Source organism: Streptomyces sp. NBC_00986 (genome assembly GCF_045162565.1).
In the GTDB taxonomy this organism is placed as follows: Bacteria; Actinomycetota; Actinomycetes; order Streptomycetales; family Streptomycetaceae; genus Streptomyces.
The window spans coordinates 8,782,346-8,804,706 of sequence record NZ_CP108733.1 but is presented as its reverse complement, the minus strand read 5'-3'; the positions used below and the strand labels follow the sequence as shown (position 1 = coordinate 8,804,706).

Genomic DNA, 22,361 nt, shown 5'->3' with positions numbered 1-22,361 from the left:
CGCCCGACGCGTACGCGACGTCACCGAGTCCACGGCTCCCCCGACCTGGACTTCATCGCGTACGCCTCGGGCGGTCACCCGTCCGTCCGGGGAAGCGGCAGTCGTACGACGAGAGTTGTGCCCTCTCCGGGTGGGCTGCCGACGTGCAGCTTGCCGCCGATCGCCTCGACGCGGTCGACGAGTCCGATGAGCCCGGAGCCGTGCCCGAGGTCGGCGCCGCCCACTCCGTCGTCGGCGATCGTCACCTCCAGGACGTGGTCCTCGACCCGCGCGGACACCGCTACGAAGCTCGCGCGCGCGTGCTTGACGGCGTTGGTGAGGCACTCGGAGGTCACGTAGTAGACGGCGACCTCGATCCGCTCCGGAAGGCGGCCGGCGGGCAGCCGCAGGTCGAGTTCCACAGGAACGGCGGAGCGGCGGGCCAGCGCGCGCAGGGCCGGGCCCAGGCCGCCCTTGGAGAGGATCGCGGGGTGGATGCCGCGCGCGACCTGCAACAGGTCACCGAAGGCGTCGTCCAGTCCCTTGGCGATGTGGTCCAGCTGCTCGGCGAGTTCCTCCGGCTGCTCGTCCAGCATCGACTGGGCCATTCTCAGGTCGAGTTGGAGCGAGACGAGCCGTTGTTGGACGCCGTCGTGCAGATCGCGTTCGATACGGCGCCTGGAGGCGTCCCCGGCGGCCACCACGCGCGCGCGTGATGCGGTGAGCTGGTCGCGGCTGTCGGCGTTGGCGAGGGCGGTGGCGACGAGTTCGGTGAAGTCGGCGAGCCGGGACTCGGTGCCCGGGGGCAGCGGTTCGGTTCCGGCGGCGGCCGCGACGACGGCGCCCCACAGCCGGTCGTCCACGACGATGGGAGCGCCCACCGAGCGGTCCACGCGCGCGGGGCGGCCGGTGCGCGCGACCTCGGCAGCGGCGGCCGTCTCGGCCTCGGCGGCGGGTCCGCGGGCGGAACCGAGGACGGTGGCGGCTCCGTCGGCGCCGTAGCGCAGGACCGCGGCGGAGCCGCTGCTCAGGACCTTGCCCACCTGGTCGGCGACTTCGGAGAACACCTCGTGCGGTGGCACCCCGCGCGCGACGAGGGTGGCGACCCGGCGCAGCGCGGTCTGTTCACGGGCGGCGCGGCGGCTCTCGGTGACGTCGCGTGCGGCGGCGTAGATGAGGCCGTCCCCGGTGACCGGGCGGGCGCTCCACTGGAGCCAGCGTTCGGTGCCGTCGGCCCTCAGGAAGCGGTTCTCGAACTCGTCCATGTCGACGCCGCTCGCCAGCCGGTCGAGGACGGCACGCGTGCGTGCCCGGTCCTCCGGGTGCACGAACTCCAGCCAGGGTCTGCCCAGGAGTGCGTCGGCGGAGTGGCCGAGGGTCCGCTCGAAGGCGGGGTTCACACGCTTGAAGTACCCGTCGAGTCCCGCGATGCACAACAGGTCGAGGGAGAGGTGGAAGATGCTCGCCAGCTCCTGCTCGGCCTTGTCGCGCCGCCCGTGGACCGCGGCGAAGGACGCCATGGTGCCGTTCATGCCGCCGAGCAGCTGTGCCCAGGTCCCCTGGAACGCGGCGACGTCCGCGCGGTGGCCGAGCCGGTTGTCGTCGATCGCCGTGTTCATGGTGTTGATCTCGCCGGCGAGCCGTTCGGTGGTGACCCGCAATTCTCTGAACGTGTCGGCGACGGCGCCGAGTTCGTCCCGGCCCGCGTACCGGATGTCGTACGACAGATCTCCCTCGGAGAGCGCGCGGGCGCCCGCGGAGACCTCGCTGAGGGGCCGGGTGATCGACAGCCGCAGGGTCAGCGCGAGGACGGTGACGGCGGCCAGGACGGCCAGCGACACACTGAGGTCGCGTGCCTCACGCGTGCGTGCGGTGTCGAGGTCGCGGGCGGCGCCGCGGCCCAGGTCGGCGGCGGCCTGGTGCTGGATGGCGCGCAGGGCCTCGATGCGCTGGGTGGAGGCGGTCAGCCAACCGGCGTACGTGGGCCAGGCGTTCTTCTTGGCGTGCGGGTCGGCGAGGGTCTCGCGGGTGGTGCGGACGACGAGGCCGGGGTGCTGGAGGAGGACGACGTAGAGCCTGCCCTTGAGGGCGGCGGGCGCGGTCCGGTCGAAGTCGTCCAGGAGCGCCTTCTCCAGGGCCGACCAGCGGTCCGTGGCGGTGGCGTGCGGGGCGTCGGGGGTGTCGAACAGCACGGCCAGTTCGGTGCGTTCGCGTTCGGCGGCCTCGATGGCGTTCAGGAGCGCGATGTGGGCGTCGGCCGCCTGCCCGGAGGTGCGGGTCGGGCGGCCGGACTCCAGGGTGGCGGCCAGCTCCAGGAGGTCGTCCTCGACCGTGTCGTACTGGGCGGCGAGCTGGGGCGCGGTGAGCGAGCCGGTCCCCGACTGGAGCCGCAGGGCGTGCAGTTGGCGGCTCCGCGCGTCGAGCCGGCCCGCGACGTCGGGCGGACCGTTCCAGCCGGTGGCGCCCAGGAGAGCCGCGTTCAGGGCGTGGTCGGTGGCGTGCTCCGCACCGGAGCGTTCCTTCAGGGTCGCCGCTCCGGGGCGCAGCCGGGCCTTCACGGCGGCGATGCGTTCCCTGGCGATGGCGTCGGTCAGCGCGGTGGTCCTGAACGACAGCGCGGTCGCCGTACGGAAGTCCCGCATCGTCGCCGCGTCGTGCCACTGCGAGACGGCGCCGAACACGGTGAACGCCAGCATGCCGGTCACCGGGAGCAACACCAGGAGCATCAGCTTGCGCCCGACGCGCAGCCGGGCGAGGAACGGGATCCGGAGGGCGGCGCCGGACCGCGGGCGCCGACGGCGGCCGCGCGGGGCGGGGCGGTCAGAACGTGGGCTGCGCAACTCCGGGAGCCCGGTGGGCGTGGCGAGGTCGGGCTCGGGGCGGAGCCCTGTGAGCACCCTACGGAGCGGGCCCGGGGACAGGGGGCGACGCACGGCGGGCTCTCAGCGGCCGGGGGGTGGGAAATATCGATGATGGTCGGTCACGTGCCCAGCCTGCCCCCAACCGGCCATGATCGTCAGGGCCTTGGGGAGGACGGGTCCCTCGAAGTCGGGCACGCGCGCGTGAGACCCGTGTCGGGCACACGCGCGTGGCGCACGCTTTCGCTACCTGCTCGGCGGATAGCCGTCGTGCGCCGCGAGGTCCTCGTCGATCTTCGTGGCGGCCTCGTCGAGGGTGGCCTTGACCGGCGCCCGATTGAAGATGATCTTCGCGAAGGCCCGGGAGAAGGCGTCGGTGATCGCCGGGTAGGCGGGCGTCTGCGGCCTGGGGCGGGCCACTCCGTCCCGGAGCTGCTCGATGAAGAGGTGCTCGGGGCCGCCGGGCGCGTACTGCGGCGAGAGCTTGATCGCGCTCTCGGTGGCCGGGATCGCCCCGTTGGCCACGGTCATGCGGTGCACCTGGGCGGGCTGCAGCAGGAAGGACAGGAAGCGCCAGACGGCGTCACCGTCCGCGTTGCCCGCCGGGACGCCCCACTGGAAGGAGCCCATGCCGGTGACGGTCCCCTGGCCGAAGTCGGGCAGCGGGACGATCGCGACGTCCCCGGGGAAGGCCTTGTTGAATTCCGGATAGGTCCAGTGCCCACACCAGGAGATCGCGCTGCGGCCGCTGACGAACGCCTTGTCGTCCTTGACCATGTCGATGAGCCCGGCCTTGGCCCAGTTCTGCATGTCGGTGAGCGCCTTGACCGAACCGGGGCCGTTCACATAGCCGTCGGCGGTGCGGAAGTTCTTGGGCTCGACGAGGTCGCCGCCCGCCGACCACACGGCGGGTGCGAAGCCGTAGGTGTTCCACTCCTGGCCGGGCTGCGAGTAGACGAGCCGCAGGTCGAGCGGCGCCTGGTAGCCCTGCTTGCGGAGCTTGCCCAGGATGCCGGTCATCTCGGAGGCCGTCCAGGCGTCCTTGGGGCCGGTCGGGATGCGTATGCCGGCCTTCTTCATGACGGACTTGCGCACATACAGGCCCATGCCCGAGTCGAAGGTGCCGATGCCCCACAACCTGCCCGCGTAGGTGCCCTGTTGACGGATCGTCGGCAACAGGTCGGCGCGGACGCTCGCGGGCACACAGGAGTCGATCGGCCGGAGCTTGCCCGACCAGGCGTAGCTGTAGAGGTTCGGCCCGTCGAAGTCGAGGAGGTCGGGCAGGTCGCCGCTGGCCGCCGCCGACAGCACCAGGGCGGTATACGCGCGGTCCTCCGGGAGGGTGACCAGCTCGACCCGCACCTGCTTCTGCCGCCTGTTGAACTCCTTCACCTGGCTCTGCAGCGTGGTGAACTCGCCGCTGGGGCCCGCGTGATACCAGACGGTGATGTGCGCGGTGCCGTGGATCTTCCCGTCGCACGTGGTGTCCTTCGGGGACGTGCTCGCCCCCTTGGCGTCGCTCCCGGCGCCGTCGCACGCGGCCAGCAGCAGGGCCGCGCACGCCACCCAGGGGACCAGGGTTCCGCGGACCCGGCGGATCCTGCGGCTGCCGGTCCACGCGCGCGTGGCGCTCGTTCCGTTCATGGCACACCCCCACTCGACCGGACGACGTGGTCTCCCCCAGGGCGCCGTCATGCTACCGCCCGTCGCATCCCCATCGCCCTGCGTGCACGAGAACCTTCGCTCGCGGCACGGGACTTCAGCACTTTCCGGCTAGCTGGAAGGCGCGGCCGACCACCGGTTGGCAAGCTGGGCACATGTCGCTGCGCTGTCTCCTCGTCGATGACAGTGCCCGCTTCCTGGAGGCGGCTCGCGCCCTGCTGGAACGTGGCGGCGTGGAAGTCGTCGGCATCGCCTCGACGGGCGCGGAGGCCCTCTCCCAGGCCCGGGAGGCGGCCCCCGACGTCGTCCTGGTCGACCTCGACCTCGACGGCGAGAACGGCTTCGAGGTCGCGCGCCAACTCGTGGGCAACGTACCGGCGGTGATCCTCATCTCGACCCACTCCCGGGAGGACTTCCAGGAACTCATCGCCGCCAGCCCCGCACACGGCTTCCTGCACAAGTCGTCCGTGTCCGCACGGGCGATCAGGGACGTGCTGGGCGACGACGGGCCGCCCGCACCACCGTGAGCGCACCCGGCGCGACTGGGCCAGGTCACATATGCCTGATGGGCGACAGGTGTTGTCGGGACTTGGTCAACACGCTTCAATGCGGGGGAACTCGGGGCGTGAACGAGGGCGTACGGATGTGAAGACCTTTCTCCGGCGTCGACGGGGGCCCCGGATCAACTCGCGTGAACGGCCTGACCAGCCGTTGTGAACATTCACAGAAAGGGCCCCTGCATGCCGCACGCCACACAGCAGGCGGATGTCGCCACCGCGGAACTGGACTCGGCCCTGCGCGGCGGCCCCTTCCACGTCGCGCTGCGCGCCGCCATCGCCGCCCGGGGACTGCCCCTGCAGCGCGTCCAGCACCATCTGACGCGCTACGGGGTCAAGGTCGGTGTCACCAGCCTGAGTTACTGGCAGCAGGGCGCCCGCCGCCCGCAGCGCCCCGAGTCGCTGCGTGCCGTACGCGCGCTGGAGGAGATCCTCCAGCTCCCGGAGGAGTCACTGATCCGGCTGCTCGCCGAGGCCGAGGAACGCTCCGTGGCACAGCGCCCGGCGGCCCGCTCGTACCGCTCCTTCGTCGAGGCCTCCGGCGTCCTGGAGCAGCTGCTGGCCGAGCTGGAGTCCTCGCTCGACAGCGGCCTGCACTCCCTCGGGCTGCACGAGCGCGTGCGCGTCGGACCGCACCGCGAGCTGGCAGGCCGCGAGTCGCACCACATCGTCCGCGCCCACCGGGACGGCATCGACCGCTTCATAGCCGTCCACTACGGAGACCCGGGCTGCGCCCCGGACCGCATGACCGTGCACGCCCTGGAGAACTGCCGTACCGGCCGCGTCCGCCGCCACCAGGAGACCGGCATCCTGGTCGCCGAGCTCCTCTTCGGCACCCGGTTGCGCTCCGGAGATACGTTCCTCTTCCGCTACGGCGTCGAGGACGGCACCGCCGGCGTCTCCCGCGAGTACGTCCGCGACTTCGGTATCGCGGGCGGCCAGTACGCGCTCCAGGTGCGCTTCGACGAGAGCGCGCTGCCGGTGCGCTGCCACCGCTTCACCCAGCACTCGGCGGCTGCCCCGCGCAGCGGCCGCCAGGAACTGCGCCTGGCCGGAGGACACCACTCGGTGCACCTCGTGGAGCCGCGGATGCGGTCGGGGATCGTGGGGATCGGCTGGGACTGGGAGTGAGCAGCCGGGGTCGGGGCGCCCCGGGGATCAGGCGGCCGGCCCCGCGACGATCTTCCCGTCCTCGGCCGTCACCTTCAGCTCCTGCAAGGGTTCGGTGGCCGGCGCCTGCACCACCTTGCCGGTCATCGCGTCGAACTGGCTGCCGTGGCACGGGCAGATGAGCGTCGTGCCGTCCAGCTTGTTGATGGGGCACTGCGCGTGCGTGCAGATCGTGCTGTACGCCTTGAGGGTGCCGTTCGCGGCCCGGCTGACGACGACGTTCTGATCGCGGAACAGCGTGGCGCTCCCCTTGGCGACCTCGCTCTCCGCGCCCAGTTCGACGGGCGCGGTCGGGGTCGCGGCGGCCCCTGAGCCACCGCCCGAGCAGGCGGTGAGTCCGAGCCCGGCGACGGGCGTGAGGGCCGCTCCGCGCAGGACGGTACGACGGCTCGGGGCGGGGCGGCCGGGCATGGAGGTCTCCAGGTGGTGTCGTTCGGGGCGTTCCGGCTGTTCAGGGCGCGGTGCACGCCTGCGCGGCGACCGGTGCGCACCTGCTCGGTGGTCGGTGCACGGCGACGATACCCGTGACGTTCCGCCCGCTTTGAGCTGGGTTCACCGGACGGGCGCTCACGGTACGTAAACGTTTGCGCAAGCGTTTACGTCTGGCGGCGGATGGGATACGTTCCCGACCGGAAGGCCCGCCGCATTTCACGGCCCGCCGCACCTCGGGGAGGGGGACCCGCGATGGCCACCATGGTCGACGTCGCTCGGAGCGCCGGTGTGTCCGTCGCCACCGTCTCGCACGTCCTGAACGACACCCGGCCGGTGCTGCCCAGTACCCGGGAGGCCGTGCTGGCCGCGATCGAGGAACTGGGCTACACCCCCAACACCCTCGCCCGCTCCCTGGTCACGTCCCGCACCCGCTCCATCGGCCTCGCGGTGTCGGCGATCAGCAACCCGTACTTCACGGAGATCCTCCAAGGCGTCGAGGCCGGCGCCCTGGAACAGGGCTACAGCCTGCTCATCGCCGACCCGCACGACGACCCGGAGCATGAGCGCACGGTCGTCCAACTCCTGCACGAGCGCCGGGTGGACGGCATGATCGTCGCCCCCTCGGCGGCCCCGGACGCCCTGGTCGCCTACCTCGGCCGGCACTCCGTACCGACGGTGTTCCTCGACCGGGTGGTCGAGGCGTCCTCGGCCGACGCACCCCCTGTCGACCAGGTGTGCGCCGAGAACATCGAACCGATGGCCCACCTCGTCACCCACCTCGCCGGGCTCGGCCACCGCCGGATCGGCCTCGTCGCGGGCCTGCCGGGGCTCAGCACCACCGGCGAGCGGATCGCCGGGTACCGGCACGGCCTCGCCGCCGCCGGACTCCCTTACGACGAGCGGCTGTTGACGCACGGCGACTCCGAGTCGGCCGCCGCCGAGCGGGCCACCGAGAAGCTGCTGTCCCTCGCCGCCCCGCCCACGGCCCTGGTCACCGCCAACAACGCGATGACCATCGGCGCCCTGCGGGCCCTGCGCGAGCGCGGCCTGTCGGTCCCCGCCGACCTCGCGCTGTGCTGTTTCGACGACTTCGCCTGGGCGGACCTGTTCGAGCCCCGGCTCACCGCGATCGCCCAGCCCAGCAAGGAGATCGGCGCCGAGGCCGTACGGCTGCTGCTGGACCGGCTGACCTCGCCGGACCGGCCCGCCCGCGTCGTACGCCTGCCCTGCACCTTCGTCCACCGCACGTCCTGCGGCTGCCCCGCCCCGTCCGAACAGTCCCAGAAGGGAAACATCTCGTGATCGTCGTAGCCGGTGAGGCCCTGATCGACCTGGTGCCGCAGGGCACGGGGGCCCTCGCCGCCCTGAAGCCGGCGCTCGGCGGCGGCCCGTACAACACCGCCATCGCGCTCGGCCGCCTCGGCTCCCCCACCGCCTTCTGCTCCCGCGTCTCCCACGACGCGTTCGGCGAGGCCCTCCTCGCCGGACTGCGGCAGGCCGACGTGGACGTCCTGGACGTACAGCGCGGCCAGGAGCCGACCACCCTCGCGGTCGCCACGCTCGACGCGCACGGCTCGGCCACGTACTCCTTCTACGTCGACGGCACCGCCGACCGGCTCTTCACGGTGCCCGCGGCGCTGCCCGCCGAGACCGAGGCCGTGTCCTTCGGCACCTGCTCGCTCGTCCTGGAGCCGGGCGCGACCGCCTACGAGGAACTGCTGCGGACCGCGTTCGGGCAGGGCGTGTTCACCCTGCTCGACCCGAACATCCGGGCGGGCCTGATCCCCGACGCGGACGCCTACCGGGCGCGCTTCAAGAGCTGGCTGCCGTACGTCTCGCTCCTCAAGCTGTCCGAGGAGGACGCGCTGTGGCTGGGCGGCACCCCGCGCGAGTGGCTGGACGCCGGTCCCTCGGCCGTCGTGATCACCCATGGTGGCGACGGCCTCGCCGCGTACACCCAGGACGGCACGGTGTACCCGATTCCGGGCGAGAAGGTCGACGTCGTGGACACGATCGGCGCCGGCGACACCGTCAACGCGGCGCTGCTGCACGGCCTGTCCACCCGGAACGCGCTGTCCGCGGAGGGGATGGCCGTCCTGGGCCGCGACGGCTGGACCCAGCTGCTGAAGTTCGCGGCGCGGGCGGCGGCGATCACGTGTTCACGGGCGGGGGCGGAACCGCCGTACGCCTCTGAACTGGGCGACCTGTAGAGGCTGTTGAGCTCGCGTGGCGCCCTGCGGGGAGGTTCCCGCAGGGCGCCACACGCGTGTTCTCGCTGCCGGTCAGGCCTTGCGGGCCCGCGTCGTCTTCTTCGCGGGCGTGGCCTTCTTGGCGGGCGCGGACTTCTTCGCCGGGACCGCCGCGGTCTTCTTGGCGGCCGTCTTGCGCGGGGCCTTCACCGGGGCTCCGTCGCTGATGCGGTCGGCGTCGAGGATCTCGCGGAGGAACTTGCCGGTGTGGCTGGTCGACACCGCGGCGACCTCCTCCGGTGTGCCCTCGGCGATGACGAGACCGCCGCCCGCGCCACCCTCCGGGCCCATGTCGACGACCCAGTCGGCGACCTTGATCACGTCGAGGTTGTGCTCGATGACGATGACCGTGTTGCCCTTGTCGACCAGGCCGCCGAGCACCGTGAGGAGCTTGCTGATGTCCTCGAAGTGCAGACCGGTGGTCGGCTCGTCCAGGACGTAGACCGTACGGCCGGTGGAGCGGCGCTGGAGCTCGCTGGCGAGCTTGACGCGCTGGGCCTCACCGCCGGACAGGGTGGTCGCGGACTGGCCGAGCCGGACGTAGCCGAGGCCGACGTCCTTGAGGGTGTTGAGGTGGCGGGCGATCCCGGGGACCGCCTCGAAGAACTCCGTGGCCTCCTCGATCGGCATGTTCAGGACGTCGGCGATGGACTTGCCCTTGTAGTGGACGTCCAGCGTCTCCCGGTTGTAGCGGGCGCCGTGGCACACCTCACAGGGGACATAGACGTCCGGCAGGAAGTTCATCTCGATCTTGATGGTGCCGTCGCCCGCGCAGTTCTCGCAGCGGCCGCCCTTGACGTTGAAGGAGAAGCGGCCAGGCAGATAGCCCCGCACCTTCGCCTCGGTCGTCTCCGCGAACAGCTTGCGGACGTGGTCGAAGACTCCGGTGTACGTCGCCGGGTTGGACCGGGGGGTGCGGCCGATGGGCGACTGGTCGACGTGTACGACCTTGTCGACGAGGTCGTCGCCGTCCACGCGCGTGTGCCGTCCCGGCACGTTCCTCGCGCCGTTCAACTCGCGGGCCAGGTGCGTGTACAGGATGTCGTTGACCAGGGTCGACTTGCCGGAGCCGGAGACGCCGGTGACCGCGGTGAACACGCCCAGGGGGAACGAGACGTCGATGTCCTGGAGGTTGTTCTCCCGGGCGCCGTGTACCGTGAGCCGGCGGGAGGGGTCGAGCGGGCGCCGGACGTCGGGCAGCGGGATGGCCTTCTTGCCGGACAGGTACTGCCCGGTCATCGACTCGTCGTTGGCAAGCAGCTCCTTCAGGGAGCCGCTGTGCACGACCTTGCCGCCGTGCTCGCCCGCGCCGGGGCCGATGTCGACGATCCAGTCGGCGACCTTGATGGTGTCCTCGTCGTGCTCGACGACGATGAGCGTGTTGCCCATGTCGCGGAGCCGGACCAGGGTCTCGATCAGCCGGTGGTTGTCGCGCTGGTGCAGGCCGATGGACGGCTCGTCGAGGACGTACAGGACGCCGACGAGTCCGGAGCCGATCTGGGTGGCCAGGCGGATGCGCTGGGCCTCGCCACCGGAGAGCGTGCCGGCCGCGCGGTTCAGCGAGAGGTAGTCGAGGCCGACGTCGACCAGGAAGCGCAGCCTTTCGTTGCACTCCTTCAGGACGCGCTCGGCGATCTTCTTGTCGCGGGCGTCGAGCTTCATTCCGCCGAGGAACTCCGCGCAGTCGCTGATCGACATCCCGGAGATCTCGGCGATCGACTTGTCCATGATCGTGACCGCGAGGACGACGGGCTTCAGGCGCGTGCCGTGACAGGTGGGGCAGGGCACCTCGCGCATGTAGCCCTCGAAGCGCTCGCGGCTGGCGTCGCTCTCCGCCTCGCCGTGCCGCCGCTTCACGAAGGGGACGGCGCCTTCGAAGGGCGTCGTGTAGACCCGCTCGCGGCCGTACCTGTTCCGGTACCGGACCTCGATCTGCGTCTTGTGGCCGTAGAGCAGGGCCTTCTTGGCGCGCTGCGGGAGGCCCGCGAAGGGGATGTCGGTGCGGAAGCCCAGCGCGTCCGCGAGGGCACCGATGAGACGGCTGAAGTAGTCCTTGGTGTGGCCGTGCGACCACGGGTGGATGGCGCCCTCGTCCAGGGACTTGTCCTCGTCCGGGACGATCAGCTCGGCGTCGACCTCCATGCGCGTGCCGATGCCGGAGCACTCGGGGCAGGCGCCGAAGGGCGAGTTGAAGGAGAAGGAGCGGGGCTCCAGCTCCTCGAAGGACAGGTCGTCGTACGGGCAGTACAGGTGCTCCGAGTACATGCGCTCGCGCTCGGGGTCGTCCTCGGGGAGGTCGACGAAGTCCAGCACGACCATGCCGCCGGACAGCCCGAGGGCGGTCTCCACGGAGTCGGTGAGGCGGCGCTTGGCGGAGTCCTTCACCGTGAGGCGGTCGATGACCACCTCGATGGTGTGCTTCTCCTGCTTCTTCAGGGTGGGCGGCTCGGAGAGCTGGATGGTCTCGCCGTCCACGCGCGCGCGGCTGTAGCCCTTGGTCTGGAGGTCCGCGAAGAGGTCGACGAACTCGCCCTTGCGCTCGCGCACCAGCGGTGACAGGACCTGGAAGCGGCTTCCCTCGGGCAGCGCCAGGACCTTGTCGACGACGGCCTGCGGCGACTGGCGCGAGATGGGCCGGCCGCACTCGGGGCAGTGCGGCTTGCCGATGCGTGCGAAGAGCAGGCGCAGGTAGTCGTAGACCTCGGTGATGGTGCCGACCGTCGAGCGCGGGTTGCGCGAGGTCGACTTCTGGTCGATGGAGACGGCCGGGGACAGACCTTCGATGAAGTCCACGTCCGGCTTGTCCATCTGGCCGAGGAACTGGCGGGCGTACGAGGAGAGCGATTCCACGTAGCGCCGCTGGCCCTCGGCGAAGATCGTGTCGAAGGCCAGGGAGGACTTGCCCGACCCGGACAGGCCCGTGAAAACGATGAGCGAGTCGCGTGGAAGGTCGAGCGAGACATTCTTCAGATTGTGCTCGCGCGCGCCACGGACGATGAGACGGTCGGCCACGCCGGTCCGCACCTTTCTTGAGAGAAGTGACAGGGGCGGGGCCCCCGTCGTTCTCAGACTAGGGGGAGCCACTGACAACGCCGGTCGGAATCCCGGCGGAGGCATAACAACCTCCGGCCTTCCAGCATGCCCGACGCCACACCCGACGATATAGCACGTGCATTCGATTTACGGCACTGCTTCACCACCTTCACCCAAAGGTGTGGCGGGACTAGGGTCAGCTGCATGATTGATCACGCTCATGACCTGGCCTCTGTACGTGATGCGACCGAGCGGGTGCTCACCGCTGCCGCCGGACTGGACAACGCTTCCGTGGCCGAGCCGTCACGGCTTCCCGGCTGGAGCCGCGGCCACGTCCTCGCCCACCTCGCCCGGAACGCGGACGCCCTCGTGAACGTCCTGGAGGGGCGCCCCATGTACGCGACGGCGGGCGCCCGCGACTCCGACATCGAGCGCGACGCCCCTCGCCCCCTGGACGTCCAGCTCGCCGACGTGCGCGAGAGCGGGGCCCGTTTCCAGGACGCGGGTGCCGCTCCCGCGGACTGGTCCCGCACCGTGGAGCTGCGCAACGGGGTCACCGACAGCGCCTCCCGGGTGCCGTTCCGGCGCTGGGTCGAGATCGAGCTGCACCACGTGGACCTGGGGATCGGGTACGAACTGGAAGACCTGCCCGAGGAGTTCACGCAGCGGGAGATCGACTTCCTGGTCGAGCGGTTCACCGGGCACCCCGATGTGCCGTCGACGCAGCTCACCGACGGCACGCACGCGTGGATCACGGGCCGGGCGTCCGACAAGCCCGAAGTCACCGTCACCGGCGGCCCGGCGGATCTGCTCGGCTGGCTCTGCGGGCGCCGTGACGGGGCAGACCTGACGGTCGACGGGGACTCCTTGCCGGCACTTCCCCCGCTATAGCCCACGGCCCGGTCGTAGAGCCTCCGATGCCACTCGTCGGCGGCGGGTGCGGGTTGGGTGGTGAGCGCGGGGTTCGGGCCGGTCTCGACGAGGTGGAGAAGCGTGCGGGCGACGCCGTGGCAGTCGTCCGGGCCGAAGCGGGTCTCCTGGGCGAATGATCGACTTCCGTCGCCGCGGCGGGCAGGGCGTCACGGCCCCCGAAGGGCGGCAGTCCCTTCGGAACGCCCTTGGGGACGCACTAGGCTGACCACCATGACGTACAGCGGCGAGGTGACGGTCGGCGGACCGGCGGATGTGCACGAGCTCACAGACCTGATGATCACCAAGATCGCGGTCGGACCCATGAACAACAACGCCTATCTGCTGCGCTGCCGGGCCACGGACGAGCAGTTGCTGATCGACGCGGCCAACGACGCGGAGACCCTGCTCGGCACGATCGGCGAGGACGGCATCGTGTCCGTCGTCACCACCCACCAGCACGGCGACCACTGGCAGGCGCTCGCCGAGGTCGTGACGGCCACGCGCGCGCGTACGTACGCGGGCCGCGAGGACGCCGACGGCATCCCGGTGGCGACCGACGTCCTGGTCGACGACGGCGACACGATCCGGGTGGGCCAGGTCGAGCTGACCGCGCGTCACCTCGTGGGCCATACGCCGGGCTCGATCGCGCTCGTCTACGACGACCCGCACGGGCACCCTCATGTGTTCACCGGGGACTGCCTGTTCCCGGGCGGTCCTGGCCGGACAACACAACCCGAGGACTTCAAGAGCCTCATGGGCGGGCTCGAAGCCAAGGTGTTCACCCTGCCTGACGAGACGTGGATTTACCCCGGCCACGGCAATGACACGACGCTCGGCGACGAGCGCCCGCACCTTGCGGAGTGGTGGGCGCGCGGCTGGTAGGCCGTCGAGGGAGAGCACAGTCGCTGGCCGGTCGACTGACAGATTTCTGTCAGTCGACTCTGCCGCCGTCGATGTCAGTCGCCCAGGGCGCCGTCGAGGTAATCCTGCACCGGCCCGTACAGACCGCGAGGCACGAGGCTCCGGGTCTCGCTCCGGGAAGCCCAGGTGACCTCTGCGACTTCCCTTACGCTCACCGCCTCGGGGGCGCCGGAGACGAGCCTGCACACGACATACACCAGGTGACGGCCGGTATCCGGGTGGAGCCGATCCCCCAGCACCCGAACCGCCTCGACAACCACTCCGGCTTCCTCGACCGCTTCACGGACCGCTGCATCCTCGACGGTCTCCTCGGGTTCGGCCTTCCCGCCCGGCAGCGCCCACAGGAGGGCGCCCTCGGCGACCGCGCGACGGATGAGCAGGACGCGGCCGGCGTCCACCACCACGGCGAGCGCGACACGCCCGTGCGCGGCGTCCTCGCCATTCACTCCGCCGGCTTGGCGTACTGCCAGCCGCTGCCCGTGCCGCGGTACTCGGAGACGGGGATCGGGTCGACGCCCTCCCGCATCCGCGAGCGGTACAGCACGCCGTGCAGGTGGTCGACTTCGTGGGCGACGAGGCGAGCTACGCCCTGTTCGAAGATGGTGATGCGCTGCTGCCCGTCGATGTCGGTGTGCTCCACGCTGATGGCGAGCGGGCGGGGGACCATGCCGCGCACGTCGAAGAAGCTCAGGCATCCCTCGTACTGCTCGTCGGTGTCTGGCGACTCCTCGACGATCCGCGGGTTCAGCAGGGTGATCGATTCGCCGTCGGGGGTGCGGACGATCGCCACCGCCCGGTCGATGCCGATCTGCGGGGCGGCCATGCCCATGCCCTTGCCGAAGACGTGCACGCTCGATGCGCGTTCGCACGCAGAGACCAGCTCGGCGACGACCCTGCGGGCATCCTCGGCCTCGTCGGGCAGCACGAAGGGGCGGGCTGTTTTCGTCAGGCCCGGGTCGCCGTCCTGGACGATGCCAACGGCGTGCATCCTCTCGCTGGCAGTCGTGGCGGTCTCCATGTCGTGCTGGTCCTCCTCGTGGTCGGGTCGTGCGCGGAATTTCCATTCCAGCCGGAAGCGGGCGTGCAGGGGCGGGTCTTCGGTGCTCCACGCAAAGACGCTCCGGCCGTCCTCCTGCGTCTGGCGTATGGCGGTGCGGAACGGCAGGGCGGCGGCCGTCATCGTCGTCTCGGTCCCCCATACCTGCGGGTCGAACTCGGCGGGGAAGTCGAGGCGGACGGAGAGCAGCTGGGTAGGCAGGCGTACCGCGCGCTGGAACCAGGTGCCCCATTTGTCGTCGCCGACGGTGTAGCTGTACTCCAGCCACGTCGACTCGCCGGGGTACAGCGGGTAGCGGCCGTTGTCGTTCTCGAAGAGCAGCCATAGCTCTTTGAAGGCGTCGCGGTCGTGCTGGACGCGCCAGCCGATCGGTTCGCCACCGATGCTGGCGGACAGCCGTATCTCGTCCCAGGTGAGCGGGTGTTGGCGGAAGTGGGCGTTCGATCGTTCGGGGTCGCCCGGGAAGCGGTCGACGCTGATGCGGATCAGGTAGCGGGCGATGGGGTCCGGGCTGTCGTTGTAGAGGCGCCGGCGCTGCGTGGCCCGGTAGACGTGTCCGTCGTAGTGCAGCGAGGTGTCCTCGTGCTCGACTATCAGGTTCGCCTCGTGCACATCCCCTGCGCCGCTCTCAGAGCCTCCGGAGTGTGCGGTGGGAGTGCGGCTCTCAAGGTCGCCGTAGGCGCGCACGATCGCCCCGCCGGCCCGTAGTTCGCGGTCTGCGGCACTCGCGAAGGAGGCGGACGGGCGTTGCTGGCCGCTCTCTACCTTCGAGATGTACGAGGGCGTGTATCCGACCCGCTTGGCGAGCGCGGATTGGGAGAGGCCGCGGACGTCCCGCCAGCGCTTCAGCTCTGCGATGAACGCCTCGTCCGGCTGCTGCTGGGTGGCCATTGCCGCCTCTCCCCTGTGCATGTGAGTGATCTATGAGTGATCGCTGTTCAGGCTGCCGTCACATGCCGCCTCCGCGCTTCCCTCGATGTGATCGCACACACCCGACGAGGGAGGCGGCACGCGATGGATGCGACCCGGCTACGGCTCAGCGTCTGCGGGATCTTCGGATTCAACGAGAGGTTCGGATCTCCGCGCACTGCGCTCGGCTTCAATCCGCGCGGCGACCTTCCGGACCCATTCCCTGCTGTAGCTCGTGTGCTCCGAGATTGCAGTCAGTGGGACGCCGGCTGCACGAGCGTCGGCCACCAGGCCATCGAGAGCTTCCCGGGTCTTCTCGTGTGCGGCCGTCGCGCGGTCCAACTTCTTGAGCCACGCCTTCTGTTCGGGCTCGCTCGGCTTCGGTGTCTTGGTGGTCATGAGCTGCATGGTCTCACAGCGCCACGTCAACTCGGTAGACGATCCATCCAAGACTCTTCGTCTACTTTGTTGCAGCCGAACCCGGATCCGTGCGACAGTGTTCCTGCAACAAAGTTGACGGCCCAAGGTCGGCGCTACCAACGCCGACCCGGGCCTGACGGAACACCTGCTACCAACAGGAGAACCGCTATGGCACATGCTGCCATGCTCCGCCGGCGCACTCTCGCCGCCGCCCAGGACGTTGACCTCGGCGTCCTCTACACCACGATCTCGGCCGGCATACTGCTGGCCCGTCGCTACCTCACCGGCCGCGGCATCGACCAGGACTTCGCCGACCGGTACGGATCCGCCTTCGGCCGCACCGCCGCCAAGGCATACCGCACCACCACCGGCAGCGAGCCCCGCCGCGCCTGGTCCCTCGTCTCCGGGAAGTGGCACCGCGTGAACGGCTACCTCCCCACCGAGGCCGCCGTTCTCGACGAGGCGTACACCACCTACCCCCGTACCCGCGACTATGTCGTCACGCCCGAGCCGGCCGCCGAGCCGAGCCCGGTCGAGATCTCCAGCGAGGAGACCAACGGCTGCCGCCTCCCGAGCTGTGACGGCTCCTGGCACTACGACGGCACGTGCGTCGTGCAGCTGGGAGAGATCGCCTTCGACGGGCCTGATGTCGCCCTGGCCGCAGAAGTGTCCGTGCCCGTCGACACCGAGCCGTCCATCGTGGCCTTCGAGTTCAACATGAGCAGCCTGAACACCCGCCGTGAGATGCGCGACCAGGCCGCCGCCCGTGAGTTCGTCCAGAACCTGCGCGACTTCGCCGACTCGATCGACGACTGGGCCGAGTTCCTGCCCGTCGCCACCGGCTGAGCAACCCCAGATCTTCCATTCCACGGCCGCCGCACATGCGGCGGCCCCGGGGGAGCTCTGACCTTCCCGCCGGGGCCTCGGCCGATCTCGCCCATCGCCAGGGAGACCACCGTGAACCACACCGTATCCGCTGCCGAGGCGTCCGCCACCGCGGAAGAGCCCCGCACCTGGACCTTCACCAACCGCCACAACGGCAAGCCGATGTCCGTGACCTGCATGGACGGCTGCACGATCGATCACTCCCGCGAGATCGGCCGGGACCTCTTCCCCGAAGACGTCTGGTGCTGGACGTGCGCCGAGCCCATGACGCTGCCGATCAACGAGAACGGCACCCCGGAAGAGATGGCCGTCCTCAACACCATCATCAAGGTCGAGCCCTGGTCGGCGACGATCTCCCAGCGCCTGCCCTACGCGGTCGTCGAGCTGATCGAGGACCAGTTCATCGAGAATCTCGACCCCGACGGCTACGAGACCATCATCAACGCCTTCGCCGACCGTCTCGACCAGATGCGGGCCACACACGCCCGCCTCGTCGAGGTCCGGGCCGCCTACATGGCGCGCGCCGCCCGCTCGGTCCCCACCGCGGAGAACATCCGCAGCCAGGCCGACGAGGCGCTGCGCCGGGTCCGTGGGGAGTCCGTCTGATGCCCAGGCGCAACAGCAACGTCGCCACGGTCCGCCCCGAGGCCGCGCCCAACCTGGCCCGCACGCTGCACAGCTGGACCCTTCAGCCCCCGCTCTCCCTCGTGATCAAGCCGTCCGCGAAGCGCCGTCGCTTCCGTGTCTACGGCGGTGAGCGATGAGCGAGCGCGAAGCGCTGGCCCTGGTGCGGCGTCTCCTCGCGGAGGCGCTGGACCAGGAGGCCAAGCCGACGACCTACGTGCGTGATCTGGCAGGCCGAGTCGAAGGCCTGCGGTCGACGATGCGCGCTGCCATCACGGTCATCGACCAGGTGGGAGGCGAGTCATGAGCGACGAGCAGGAGCGCGCACAGCGCAGCGTCGAGCGGATGTTCCCGGAGGTCGCCCGGTTCCTGGGCCAGCTGCGTCACGAGCTGCCCCTGTTCGGCCCGACGGACCTGTTCGACGACGAGGGCGTCAGGCCGGACGTGATCGTGCGCGTCGACTACGCCCTGTCGTTCCGGCAGCTGCATGCCGCGCTGGTGGTCGCCTTCACGGAAATCGCTGAGGGTCGCAGCCCGGAAGACCTGTCGGTGGTCGAGGTGCGCACGGAGGTTGAGGGCTACCTCGCCGGGCACGGCATCGTCGCTGTCGACAACCAGATGGCGGACGACGAGCACCGCGACCTCACGGCCGAGCAGCAGCGCATCGTGCAGGGGCTCGTCGAGGCCATCGAGCGCGCCTACCCGCCGCGCCGTGAACCGGACCGCGTACAGCAGCCCGTGTACGGGGACGGCACGGTGACGGTCGAGACCCAGGACCACGGCGAGATCGTCATCGACGAGCCGGCATGGTGCCTCGGTCACGACGACGAGCCGATCGGCTACCGGGCCGACATCACCCACAAGGGGCCTTGGGAGGCGGCGGAGTTCGCGGGTGTGGAGTTCCTGCCGGCCGGTATCTCGTGGGCGCCGTTCTCCGAGCTGCACCCCGAGCCGTACCCGGTCGCGGACGTCTGGGAGTTCCCGCCGATGGAGCCCGACAAGCTGCGCCAGCTGGCCGCGCTCGTCGGCTCCCAGGCCGGGCGTCTGTACCGCCTCGCCAACCACGTGGACCAGATCCGCAGGGGGATGTCGTGAGCGCCGACTCGATCGACGAGGCGATGGCCCGCCTGTCCTTCACGGTCTCCGTCGACTTCCCGGCCCGCTTCGAGGGGCTGAACAGCGACCGGCTGTTCGAGCTGGAGTACGGCACCCCCGAGTCCGGGAGCGGCCAGTCCGACCCGGACGCCCCGCAGGAGTACGTCGAGCAACTGCTCGTCGTCCTCGCCGACTGGCGGGCCCGGCTCCTCGACGGCTCCCGCACGGACACCGACGCCTACCGGGTCGCCCTCGACTCCGTGCGCGAGGCCTGGCTACAGCACAGCTTCCGCTGGGTCGGCGGCCCTGAGCTGCCGTACCCGTTCGATCTCCCTCAGGAGGTGGCGCGGTGAGCGCCTCAACGATCGCCCGCCCGACGGAGAACGCCGCGATGCGCGCCTACCGCAGGGCGCCTCTGCCGCCGGTCGAGCTGGTCGCCGATCTGCTGATCGTGGCCCGCGCGACAGACGACCGGTACGGAGCCCGCCACTTCTCCGCCCTGCTCGACCGGATCTTCCAGGAGAGGGGCCAGCGATGACCGCCTCGACCGCAGCTCGTACCGCAAGTGCCCCCGTCGACCGAGAGGCCGCCGAAGCCCGCTTCACCGAGATCTACGCCGAGCAGAACCGGCGCCTGACGCAGTGGTTCTACTGGCACCTTCCGGAGAGTGTGCGGGGGCGTGCCGAGGATCTCGCACAGGAGACGTTCCTGAACCTGTGGGAGCACCTGCTGAAGGGCCGGAGCGTCGACTACCCGTTCGCGCTCCTGAAGCGCATCGGACAGCGGCGGATGGCGGATCAGCTCTCGGTCCGGGCGCGGGACGCGGAGGCCGTGCTGATGGACGTCACCGACCCGGAGGCGCCGTCGGTCGAAACGATCGGGCACAGCTCCCGGTACGCGGCCGGCGAACCCGAGTTGGCGTTGGTCGCCGCCGAGCTGGAGACGGCCATGGAGCGCATGCGGGACGCCTCCGCGCTGTGGCGGAAGCTGCACGCCGAGTCCGGCAAGTACAAGGCGCGCCCGAAGCCTCCGGGCTGGGTCGACCCCAATCCGGGCCGGACGGCCAAGGTCGACGCGGCCCGCGTCGAAATCCGAATCCGCCGCGATGAGGCACTCGTCGAACTGCAGGAGGCATGCCGGGCAGTCGGCAACCTGCGCGCCGATCTGGAGCGGGCCGCCGGCTGCGCCTGGCAGTCGTCTTGCGGCTGGCCCCCCTCGCTCGCTCGCGACGGGCGGCACCGCTGGGGTGCACTGTCAGACCCGACGGTGAAGCACTGCCCCGACGGCCACTGCCTGGCGGACGTGGAGAGCGTCGGCTTCCTGGAGGACGGCACGCGAGTCTGCCGAGTCTGCGCCGTCGACAGGACCAAGCGCTATCGGCAGAAAGCCGAGGCGGCCCGATGACGCGTGGCATCAACGCCAAGAGCCCCGAGGCCCGCCAGCGCCTGATGGAGCGGATCGCCTCACGGAAGCGGCAGGGCTGGCAGTGCCTGTACTGCCGGCGGCCGTTCACCGACGAACTCCGCCCGACCCTCGACCACTTCATCCCCTACTCGCTGTGGCGCACCGGCTGGCAGCAGAACCTCGTGCTGGCCTGCGACCCCTGCAATAACGCGAAGGCGGACGCCCTCCCGTGGACCGTGGCCTACCTCCTGCTCGACAGGGTGGCCCGCTCCGAGGCGTGGCGGCGCGTCTGCCTCGACTTCCCCGCCGACCCGAACCTCTACGAAAGGGCTGCGTGATGGCCACGAAGACCGCAGGCCGTACCGCAAGCGCCCCCGCCGTGCGCGGGTGCCCGGAATGGTGCGACGGCGAGCACAACCCGGACGGGTTCGGCAACTTCATCCACCGGGGCCAGACGGTCCTGTTGGGGCCGCCGGACTCCTCGGCGAAGCCGACGCACAAGGAGAAGTCGGAGACGCCACTCCTGACTGCGCACGTGATGCTGCCCGCGGGGCCCGACTTCGACGAGGAGCCGGCCGCGATCGTCGTCGACAACGCCGACCTGTGGGGGCCCTACGCCGAGCTCGACAGCCTGGAGCAGGTTGACGCGCTCCTGGCCGACCTGAAGACGTTCACCGCTGCCGTGCAGCAGATGCGCGGCCAGCTGGCCGCGATCGAGGAGCAGAAGTCATGACCGTGTCCCTGGAGCGCCTTGAGCGCCTGACCGACGTGCCGGCGGTACGCGGCATGACCGAGCAGCACAGCCTCGTCGACCCCTACGACGACCCGCACACCATCGTCGGCCTCCGGGTCGTCGTCTCCCGCGACCACCTCGCGGCGGCCGTCGAGACGGGCGGCAACTGCATCGTCGGCCCCGAGCGGCACCCCGACGAGTGGACGATCGCCGAGATCCGCTACTTCGCCGAGTTCCAGATCATCGAAATGAGCGGGCTGGAGCTCCAGCGGGCCGCCGAGGGGATGGCACAGATGGCAGAGCCCGGCTTCCACGACCGGACCCTGCACGCCCTCGCGCTCGCCGTGTACCGGGCCGTCGACCGCGCATACCCGAAGGCGGTGACGTCATGACGATGCTCTATCCGCAGGAGGACGGGAAGCTCGTCGAGATCCCCGAGGAGCACGCCGCAGTGCTGGCCCTGTACCGGGAGCGCATGCCGGTCGTGTTCGAGGTGCAGGAGTACGGCCAGCCGATGCTGTACCCGCTGATCGACGTCGACGCCGAGCCCCCCTGCTCCCCGCTCCCGAGCGATCTGGAGTACGCGGCGGTCACCGTTGCCCGGGATCTGCGCCGCCGCCGCATCGGACTGGACGCGCAGATGCCCAACTTCGAGCGGCTCGCCTACGCCGCGCTGCGGGCCTACGTGAAGGACATCGCCGAGTTCGCGGCCGTCATGTCCGACGACGAGACCTCGGCCGGTAGCCGGCGGACGATCGCGACGGACACGGCACGGGTCGGACGGAACCTGACGAAGGCCATCGAGCGCGCGGTGCGCGACGCGGTCGCCGGAACCCTGAAGGGGGCGACCACCCGATGAGCGCCATCGACGAGAGCGGGCACCTGTTCGTGCGCTTCCCGCTGGACGGCGTCGACTACTGCGTCGGCTGCGGCCACCCGAAGGCCTCCCCGGAGGCTGCCGGGCGGTGCGTGGACGCCGCCGGCCTGGCCGACGACATGGAGGCGCAGGACATCCTCGATCGGCTCCGGCTGACGGCCGCGTAGTCGCACGTCGAATCCCAAAAGGGTGCGGCCTCAGACCGCACCCTTCGGGGGCCTCCAACCGCAGGTGAAATCCCAACGACCCTGCAGCGTGCGATCCAAATCAACGACCCCCGCGCGGGGCGAGAAGTTGCCAGCGTGCTGCTCAAGTGTTCCCGCCTCGACGCGGGGTGTTCCCGCAGCGTGCAAACCAAATACCCCCACGGCTTCCAACGGCTCTGAGGCGCCCCCACGGGACCTGCTTCCCGCAGCGTGTTCCACATCTACCGGGCCCCTCCGAGGGGCCCGTTTCCCGAGGTCCTAACCGATCTCCCCCCACCCTCGACGGCCACCGTTTCCGCAGGCCGTTACCGATCTATCCCCGCCTCCCGGAGCCGTTTACCCGCAAGGGGTCTGCGGTCGACGCGCACCCTCGACAAC

General features: G+C 70.5%; 26 protein-coding genes. 19 read left to right on the top strand and 7 right to left on the bottom strand.

The genetic code is table 11. From position 1 onward, the window contains the following. Positions 1-74: 74 nt before the first annotated feature. Together OG504_RS39515 and OG504_RS39510 are read right to left on the bottom strand one after the other, a co-directional pair. On the bottom strand, positions 75-2,705 hold the full coding sequence (locus OG504_RS39515) for a PAS domain S-box protein (protein WP_405996553.1): 2,631 nt from the start codon (positions 2,703-2,705) through the stop codon (positions 75-77). A 378-nt stretch (positions 2,706-3,083) separates the two neighbouring features. Then, positions 3,084-4,481, bottom strand: coding sequence for an ABC transporter substrate-binding protein (locus tag OG504_RS39510; RefSeq protein ID WP_405994087.1), 1,398 nt, complete (start codon positions 4,479-4,481; stop codon positions 3,084-3,086). Positions 4,482-4,654: 173 nt separating this feature from the next. Here OG504_RS39510 and OG504_RS39505 point away from each other — a divergent pair, with 173 nt between their 5' ends. Then, positions 4,655-5,026, top strand: coding sequence for a response regulator (locus tag OG504_RS39505; protein ID WP_405994086.1), 372 nt, complete (start codon positions 4,655-4,657; stop codon positions 5,024-5,026). A 213-nt stretch (positions 5,027-5,239) separates the two neighbouring features. Further along, complete coding sequence (locus tag OG504_RS39500) at positions 5,240-6,187, top strand: hypothetical protein (protein WP_405994085.1); 948 nt, start codon at positions 5,240-5,242, stop codon at positions 6,185-6,187. 27 nt (positions 6,188-6,214) lie between these two features. Here OG504_RS39500 and OG504_RS39495 read toward each other — a convergent pair whose 3' ends face one another. After that, complete coding sequence (locus OG504_RS39495) at positions 6,215-6,637, bottom strand: Rieske 2Fe-2S domain-containing protein (protein WP_405994084.1); 423 nt, start codon at positions 6,635-6,637, stop codon at positions 6,215-6,217. Between the two features lie 273 nt (positions 6,638-6,910). Here OG504_RS39495 and OG504_RS39490 point away from each other — a divergent pair, with 273 nt between their 5' ends. Further along, positions 6,911-7,960, top strand: a complete 1,050-nt coding sequence (locus OG504_RS39490; RefSeq protein ID WP_405994083.1) for a LacI family DNA-binding transcriptional regulator — start codon at positions 6,911-6,913, stop codon at positions 7,958-7,960. Then, positions 7,957-8,868: a carbohydrate kinase gene (locus tag OG504_RS39485; protein WP_405994082.1), complete on the top strand. Its 912-nt coding sequence runs from the start codon at positions 7,957-7,959 to the stop codon at positions 8,866-8,868. Before OG504_RS39490 ends, OG504_RS39485 begins: the two co-directional genes overlap by 4 nt. A gap of 72 nt (positions 8,869-8,940) precedes the next feature. Here the strand turns inward: OG504_RS39485 and uvrA are convergent, their stop codons facing one another. Beyond that, complete coding sequence (gene uvrA, locus OG504_RS39480; protein WP_405994081.1) at positions 8,941-11,919, bottom strand: excinuclease ABC subunit UvrA; 2,979 nt, start codon at positions 11,917-11,919, stop codon at positions 8,941-8,943. A gap of 225 nt (positions 11,920-12,144) precedes the next feature. On the opposite strand from uvrA, the gene OG504_RS39475 reads away from it, so the two are divergent. Beyond that, positions 12,145-12,831 carry a maleylpyruvate isomerase family mycothiol-dependent enzyme gene (locus tag OG504_RS39475; RefSeq protein ID WP_405994080.1) on the top strand — a complete coding sequence of 229 codons (687 nt, stop codon included), beginning with the start codon at positions 12,145-12,147 and terminating at the stop codon, positions 12,829-12,831. Between the two features lie 252 nt (positions 12,832-13,083). Beyond that, positions 13,084-13,734, top strand: coding sequence for an MBL fold metallo-hydrolase (locus OG504_RS39470; protein ID WP_405994079.1), 651 nt, complete (start codon positions 13,084-13,086; stop codon positions 13,732-13,734). Between the two features lie 74 nt (positions 13,735-13,808). On the opposite strand, the gene OG504_RS39465 is transcribed toward OG504_RS39470, so the two are convergent. From OG504_RS39465 to OG504_RS39455, 3 genes are all read right to left on the bottom strand, one after another. Continuing rightward, complete coding sequence (locus OG504_RS39465) at positions 13,809-14,219, bottom strand: NUDIX hydrolase (RefSeq protein WP_405994078.1); 411 nt, start codon at positions 14,217-14,219, stop codon at positions 13,809-13,811. Beyond that, the gene (locus OG504_RS39460) at positions 14,216-15,721 is read right to left on the bottom strand and encodes a peptide deformylase (RefSeq protein WP_405994077.1); all 1,506 of its coding nucleotides are present in this window, start codon (positions 15,719-15,721) and stop codon (positions 14,216-14,218) included. The genes OG504_RS39465 and OG504_RS39460 overlap by 4 nt, the downstream gene beginning before the upstream one ends. Positions 15,722-15,859: 138 nt before the next feature. Then, a complete protein-coding gene (locus OG504_RS39455) occupies positions 15,860-16,138 on the bottom strand; it encodes a hypothetical protein (protein WP_405994076.1) in 279 nt (92 codons plus the stop codon). Positions 16,139-16,327: 189 nt separating this feature from the next. Here OG504_RS39455 and OG504_RS39450 point away from each other — a divergent pair, with 189 nt between their 5' ends. The 13 genes from OG504_RS39450 (at position 16,328) to OG504_RS39390 (ending at position 21,944) form a co-directional block, all read left to right on the top strand. Continuing rightward, positions 16,328-17,005: a hypothetical protein gene (locus tag OG504_RS39450; RefSeq protein WP_405994075.1), complete on the top strand. Its 678-nt coding sequence runs from the start codon at positions 16,328-16,330 to the stop codon at positions 17,003-17,005. Between the two features lie 111 nt (positions 17,006-17,116). After that, on the top strand, positions 17,117-17,650 hold the full coding sequence (locus tag OG504_RS39445; protein WP_405994074.1) for a DUF6907 domain-containing protein: 534 nt from the start codon (positions 17,117-17,119) through the stop codon (positions 17,648-17,650). Next, the gene (locus OG504_RS39440) at positions 17,650-17,808 is read left to right on the top strand and encodes a hypothetical protein (RefSeq protein ID WP_405994073.1); all 159 of its coding nucleotides are present in this window, start codon (positions 17,650-17,652) and stop codon (positions 17,806-17,808) included. The genes OG504_RS39445 and OG504_RS39440 overlap by 1 nt, the downstream gene beginning before the upstream one ends. Further along, positions 17,805-17,975, top strand: coding sequence for a hypothetical protein (locus OG504_RS39435; protein WP_405994072.1), 171 nt, complete (start codon positions 17,805-17,807; stop codon positions 17,973-17,975). The genes OG504_RS39440 and OG504_RS39435 overlap by 4 nt, the downstream gene beginning before the upstream one ends. Beyond that, on the top strand, positions 17,972-18,763 hold the full coding sequence (locus tag OG504_RS39430) for a DUF6907 domain-containing protein (protein ID WP_405994071.1): 792 nt from the start codon (positions 17,972-17,974) through the stop codon (positions 18,761-18,763). Before OG504_RS39435 ends, OG504_RS39430 begins: the two co-directional genes overlap by 4 nt. Then, on the top strand, positions 18,760-19,116 hold the full coding sequence (locus OG504_RS39425) for a hypothetical protein (protein ID WP_405994070.1): 357 nt from the start codon (positions 18,760-18,762) through the stop codon (positions 19,114-19,116). Before OG504_RS39430 ends, OG504_RS39425 begins: the two co-directional genes overlap by 4 nt. Then, complete coding sequence (locus OG504_RS39420) at positions 19,113-19,301, top strand: hypothetical protein (RefSeq protein ID WP_405994069.1); 189 nt, start codon at positions 19,113-19,115, stop codon at positions 19,299-19,301. Before OG504_RS39425 ends, OG504_RS39420 begins: the two co-directional genes overlap by 4 nt. Further along, positions 19,298-20,167 carry an RNA polymerase sigma factor gene (locus OG504_RS39415; protein ID WP_405994068.1) on the top strand — a complete coding sequence of 290 codons (870 nt, stop codon included), beginning with the start codon at positions 19,298-19,300 and terminating at the stop codon, positions 20,165-20,167. The genes OG504_RS39420 and OG504_RS39415 overlap by 4 nt, the downstream gene beginning before the upstream one ends. Then, entirely contained in the window at positions 20,164-20,505 is a 342-nt protein-coding gene (locus OG504_RS39410; RefSeq protein ID WP_405994067.1) for an HNH endonuclease, read from the top strand. Before OG504_RS39415 ends, OG504_RS39410 begins: the two co-directional genes overlap by 4 nt. After that, complete coding sequence (locus OG504_RS39405) at positions 20,505-20,900, top strand: DUF6907 domain-containing protein (protein WP_405994066.1); 396 nt, start codon at positions 20,505-20,507, stop codon at positions 20,898-20,900. The genes OG504_RS39410 and OG504_RS39405 overlap by 1 nt, the downstream gene beginning before the upstream one ends. Next, positions 20,897-21,292, top strand: a complete 396-nt coding sequence (locus tag OG504_RS39400) for a hypothetical protein (RefSeq protein ID WP_405994065.1) — start codon at positions 20,897-20,899, stop codon at positions 21,290-21,292. The genes OG504_RS39405 and OG504_RS39400 overlap by 4 nt, the downstream gene beginning before the upstream one ends. Beyond that, a complete protein-coding gene (locus OG504_RS39395; RefSeq protein WP_405994064.1) occupies positions 21,289-21,759 on the top strand; it encodes a hypothetical protein in 471 nt (156 codons plus the stop codon). Before OG504_RS39400 ends, OG504_RS39395 begins: the two co-directional genes overlap by 4 nt. Next, positions 21,756-21,944 (top strand): hypothetical protein, encoded by a 189-nt coding sequence (locus tag OG504_RS39390; RefSeq protein WP_405994063.1) that lies wholly within the window; start codon positions 21,756-21,758, stop codon positions 21,942-21,944. The genes OG504_RS39395 and OG504_RS39390 overlap by 4 nt, the downstream gene beginning before the upstream one ends. The last annotated feature ends 417 nt before the right edge of the window (positions 21,945-22,361 follow it).

Coding starts and splice junctions, on each gene's coding strand:
- OG504_RS39515 (WP_405996553.1), bottom strand. CDS start 2,705: ATGCTCCTGGTGTTGCTCCCGGTGACCGGCATGCTGGCGTTCACCGTG.
- OG504_RS39510 (WP_405994087.1), bottom strand. CDS start 4,481: ATGAACGGAACGAGCGCCACGCGCGCGTGGACCGGCAGCCGCAGGATC.
- OG504_RS39505 (WP_405994086.1), top strand. CDS start 4,655: ATGTCGCTGCGCTGTCTCCTCGTCGATGACAGTGCCCGCTTCCTGGAG.
- OG504_RS39500 (WP_405994085.1), top strand. CDS start 5,240: ATGCCGCACGCCACACAGCAGGCGGATGTCGCCACCGCGGAACTGGAC.
- OG504_RS39495 (WP_405994084.1), bottom strand. CDS start 6,637: ATGCCCGGCCGCCCCGCCCCGAGCCGTCGTACCGTCCTGCGCGGAGCG.
- OG504_RS39490 (WP_405994083.1), top strand. CDS start 6,911: ATGGCCACCATGGTCGACGTCGCTCGGAGCGCCGGTGTGTCCGTCGCC.
- OG504_RS39475 (WP_405994080.1), top strand. CDS start 12,145: ATGATTGATCACGCTCATGACCTGGCCTCTGTACGTGATGCGACCGAG.
- OG504_RS39470 (WP_405994079.1), top strand. CDS start 13,084: ATGACGTACAGCGGCGAGGTGACGGTCGGCGGACCGGCGGATGTGCAC.
- OG504_RS39460 (WP_405994077.1), bottom strand. CDS start 15,721: ATGGCCACCCAGCAGCAGCCGGACGAGGCGTTCATCGCAGAGCTGAAG.
- OG504_RS39455 (WP_405994076.1), bottom strand. CDS start 16,138: ATGACCACCAAGACACCGAAGCCGAGCGAGCCCGAACAGAAGGCGTGG.
- OG504_RS39450 (WP_405994075.1), top strand. CDS start 16,328: ATGGCACATGCTGCCATGCTCCGCCGGCGCACTCTCGCCGCCGCCCAG.
- OG504_RS39440 (WP_405994073.1), top strand. CDS start 17,650: ATGCCCAGGCGCAACAGCAACGTCGCCACGGTCCGCCCCGAGGCCGCG.
- OG504_RS39435 (WP_405994072.1), top strand. CDS start 17,805: ATGAGCGAGCGCGAAGCGCTGGCCCTGGTGCGGCGTCTCCTCGCGGAG.
- OG504_RS39430 (WP_405994071.1), top strand. CDS start 17,972: ATGAGCGACGAGCAGGAGCGCGCACAGCGCAGCGTCGAGCGGATGTTC.
- OG504_RS39415 (WP_405994068.1), top strand. CDS start 19,298: ATGACCGCCTCGACCGCAGCTCGTACCGCAAGTGCCCCCGTCGACCGA.
- OG504_RS39410 (WP_405994067.1), top strand. CDS start 20,164: ATGACGCGTGGCATCAACGCCAAGAGCCCCGAGGCCCGCCAGCGCCTG.
- OG504_RS39405 (WP_405994066.1), top strand. CDS start 20,505: ATGGCCACGAAGACCGCAGGCCGTACCGCAAGCGCCCCCGCCGTGCGC.
- OG504_RS39400 (WP_405994065.1), top strand. CDS start 20,897: ATGACCGTGTCCCTGGAGCGCCTTGAGCGCCTGACCGACGTGCCGGCG.
- OG504_RS39395 (WP_405994064.1), top strand. CDS start 21,289: ATGACGATGCTCTATCCGCAGGAGGACGGGAAGCTCGTCGAGATCCCC.
- OG504_RS39390 (WP_405994063.1), top strand. CDS start 21,756: ATGAGCGCCATCGACGAGAGCGGGCACCTGTTCGTGCGCTTCCCGCTG.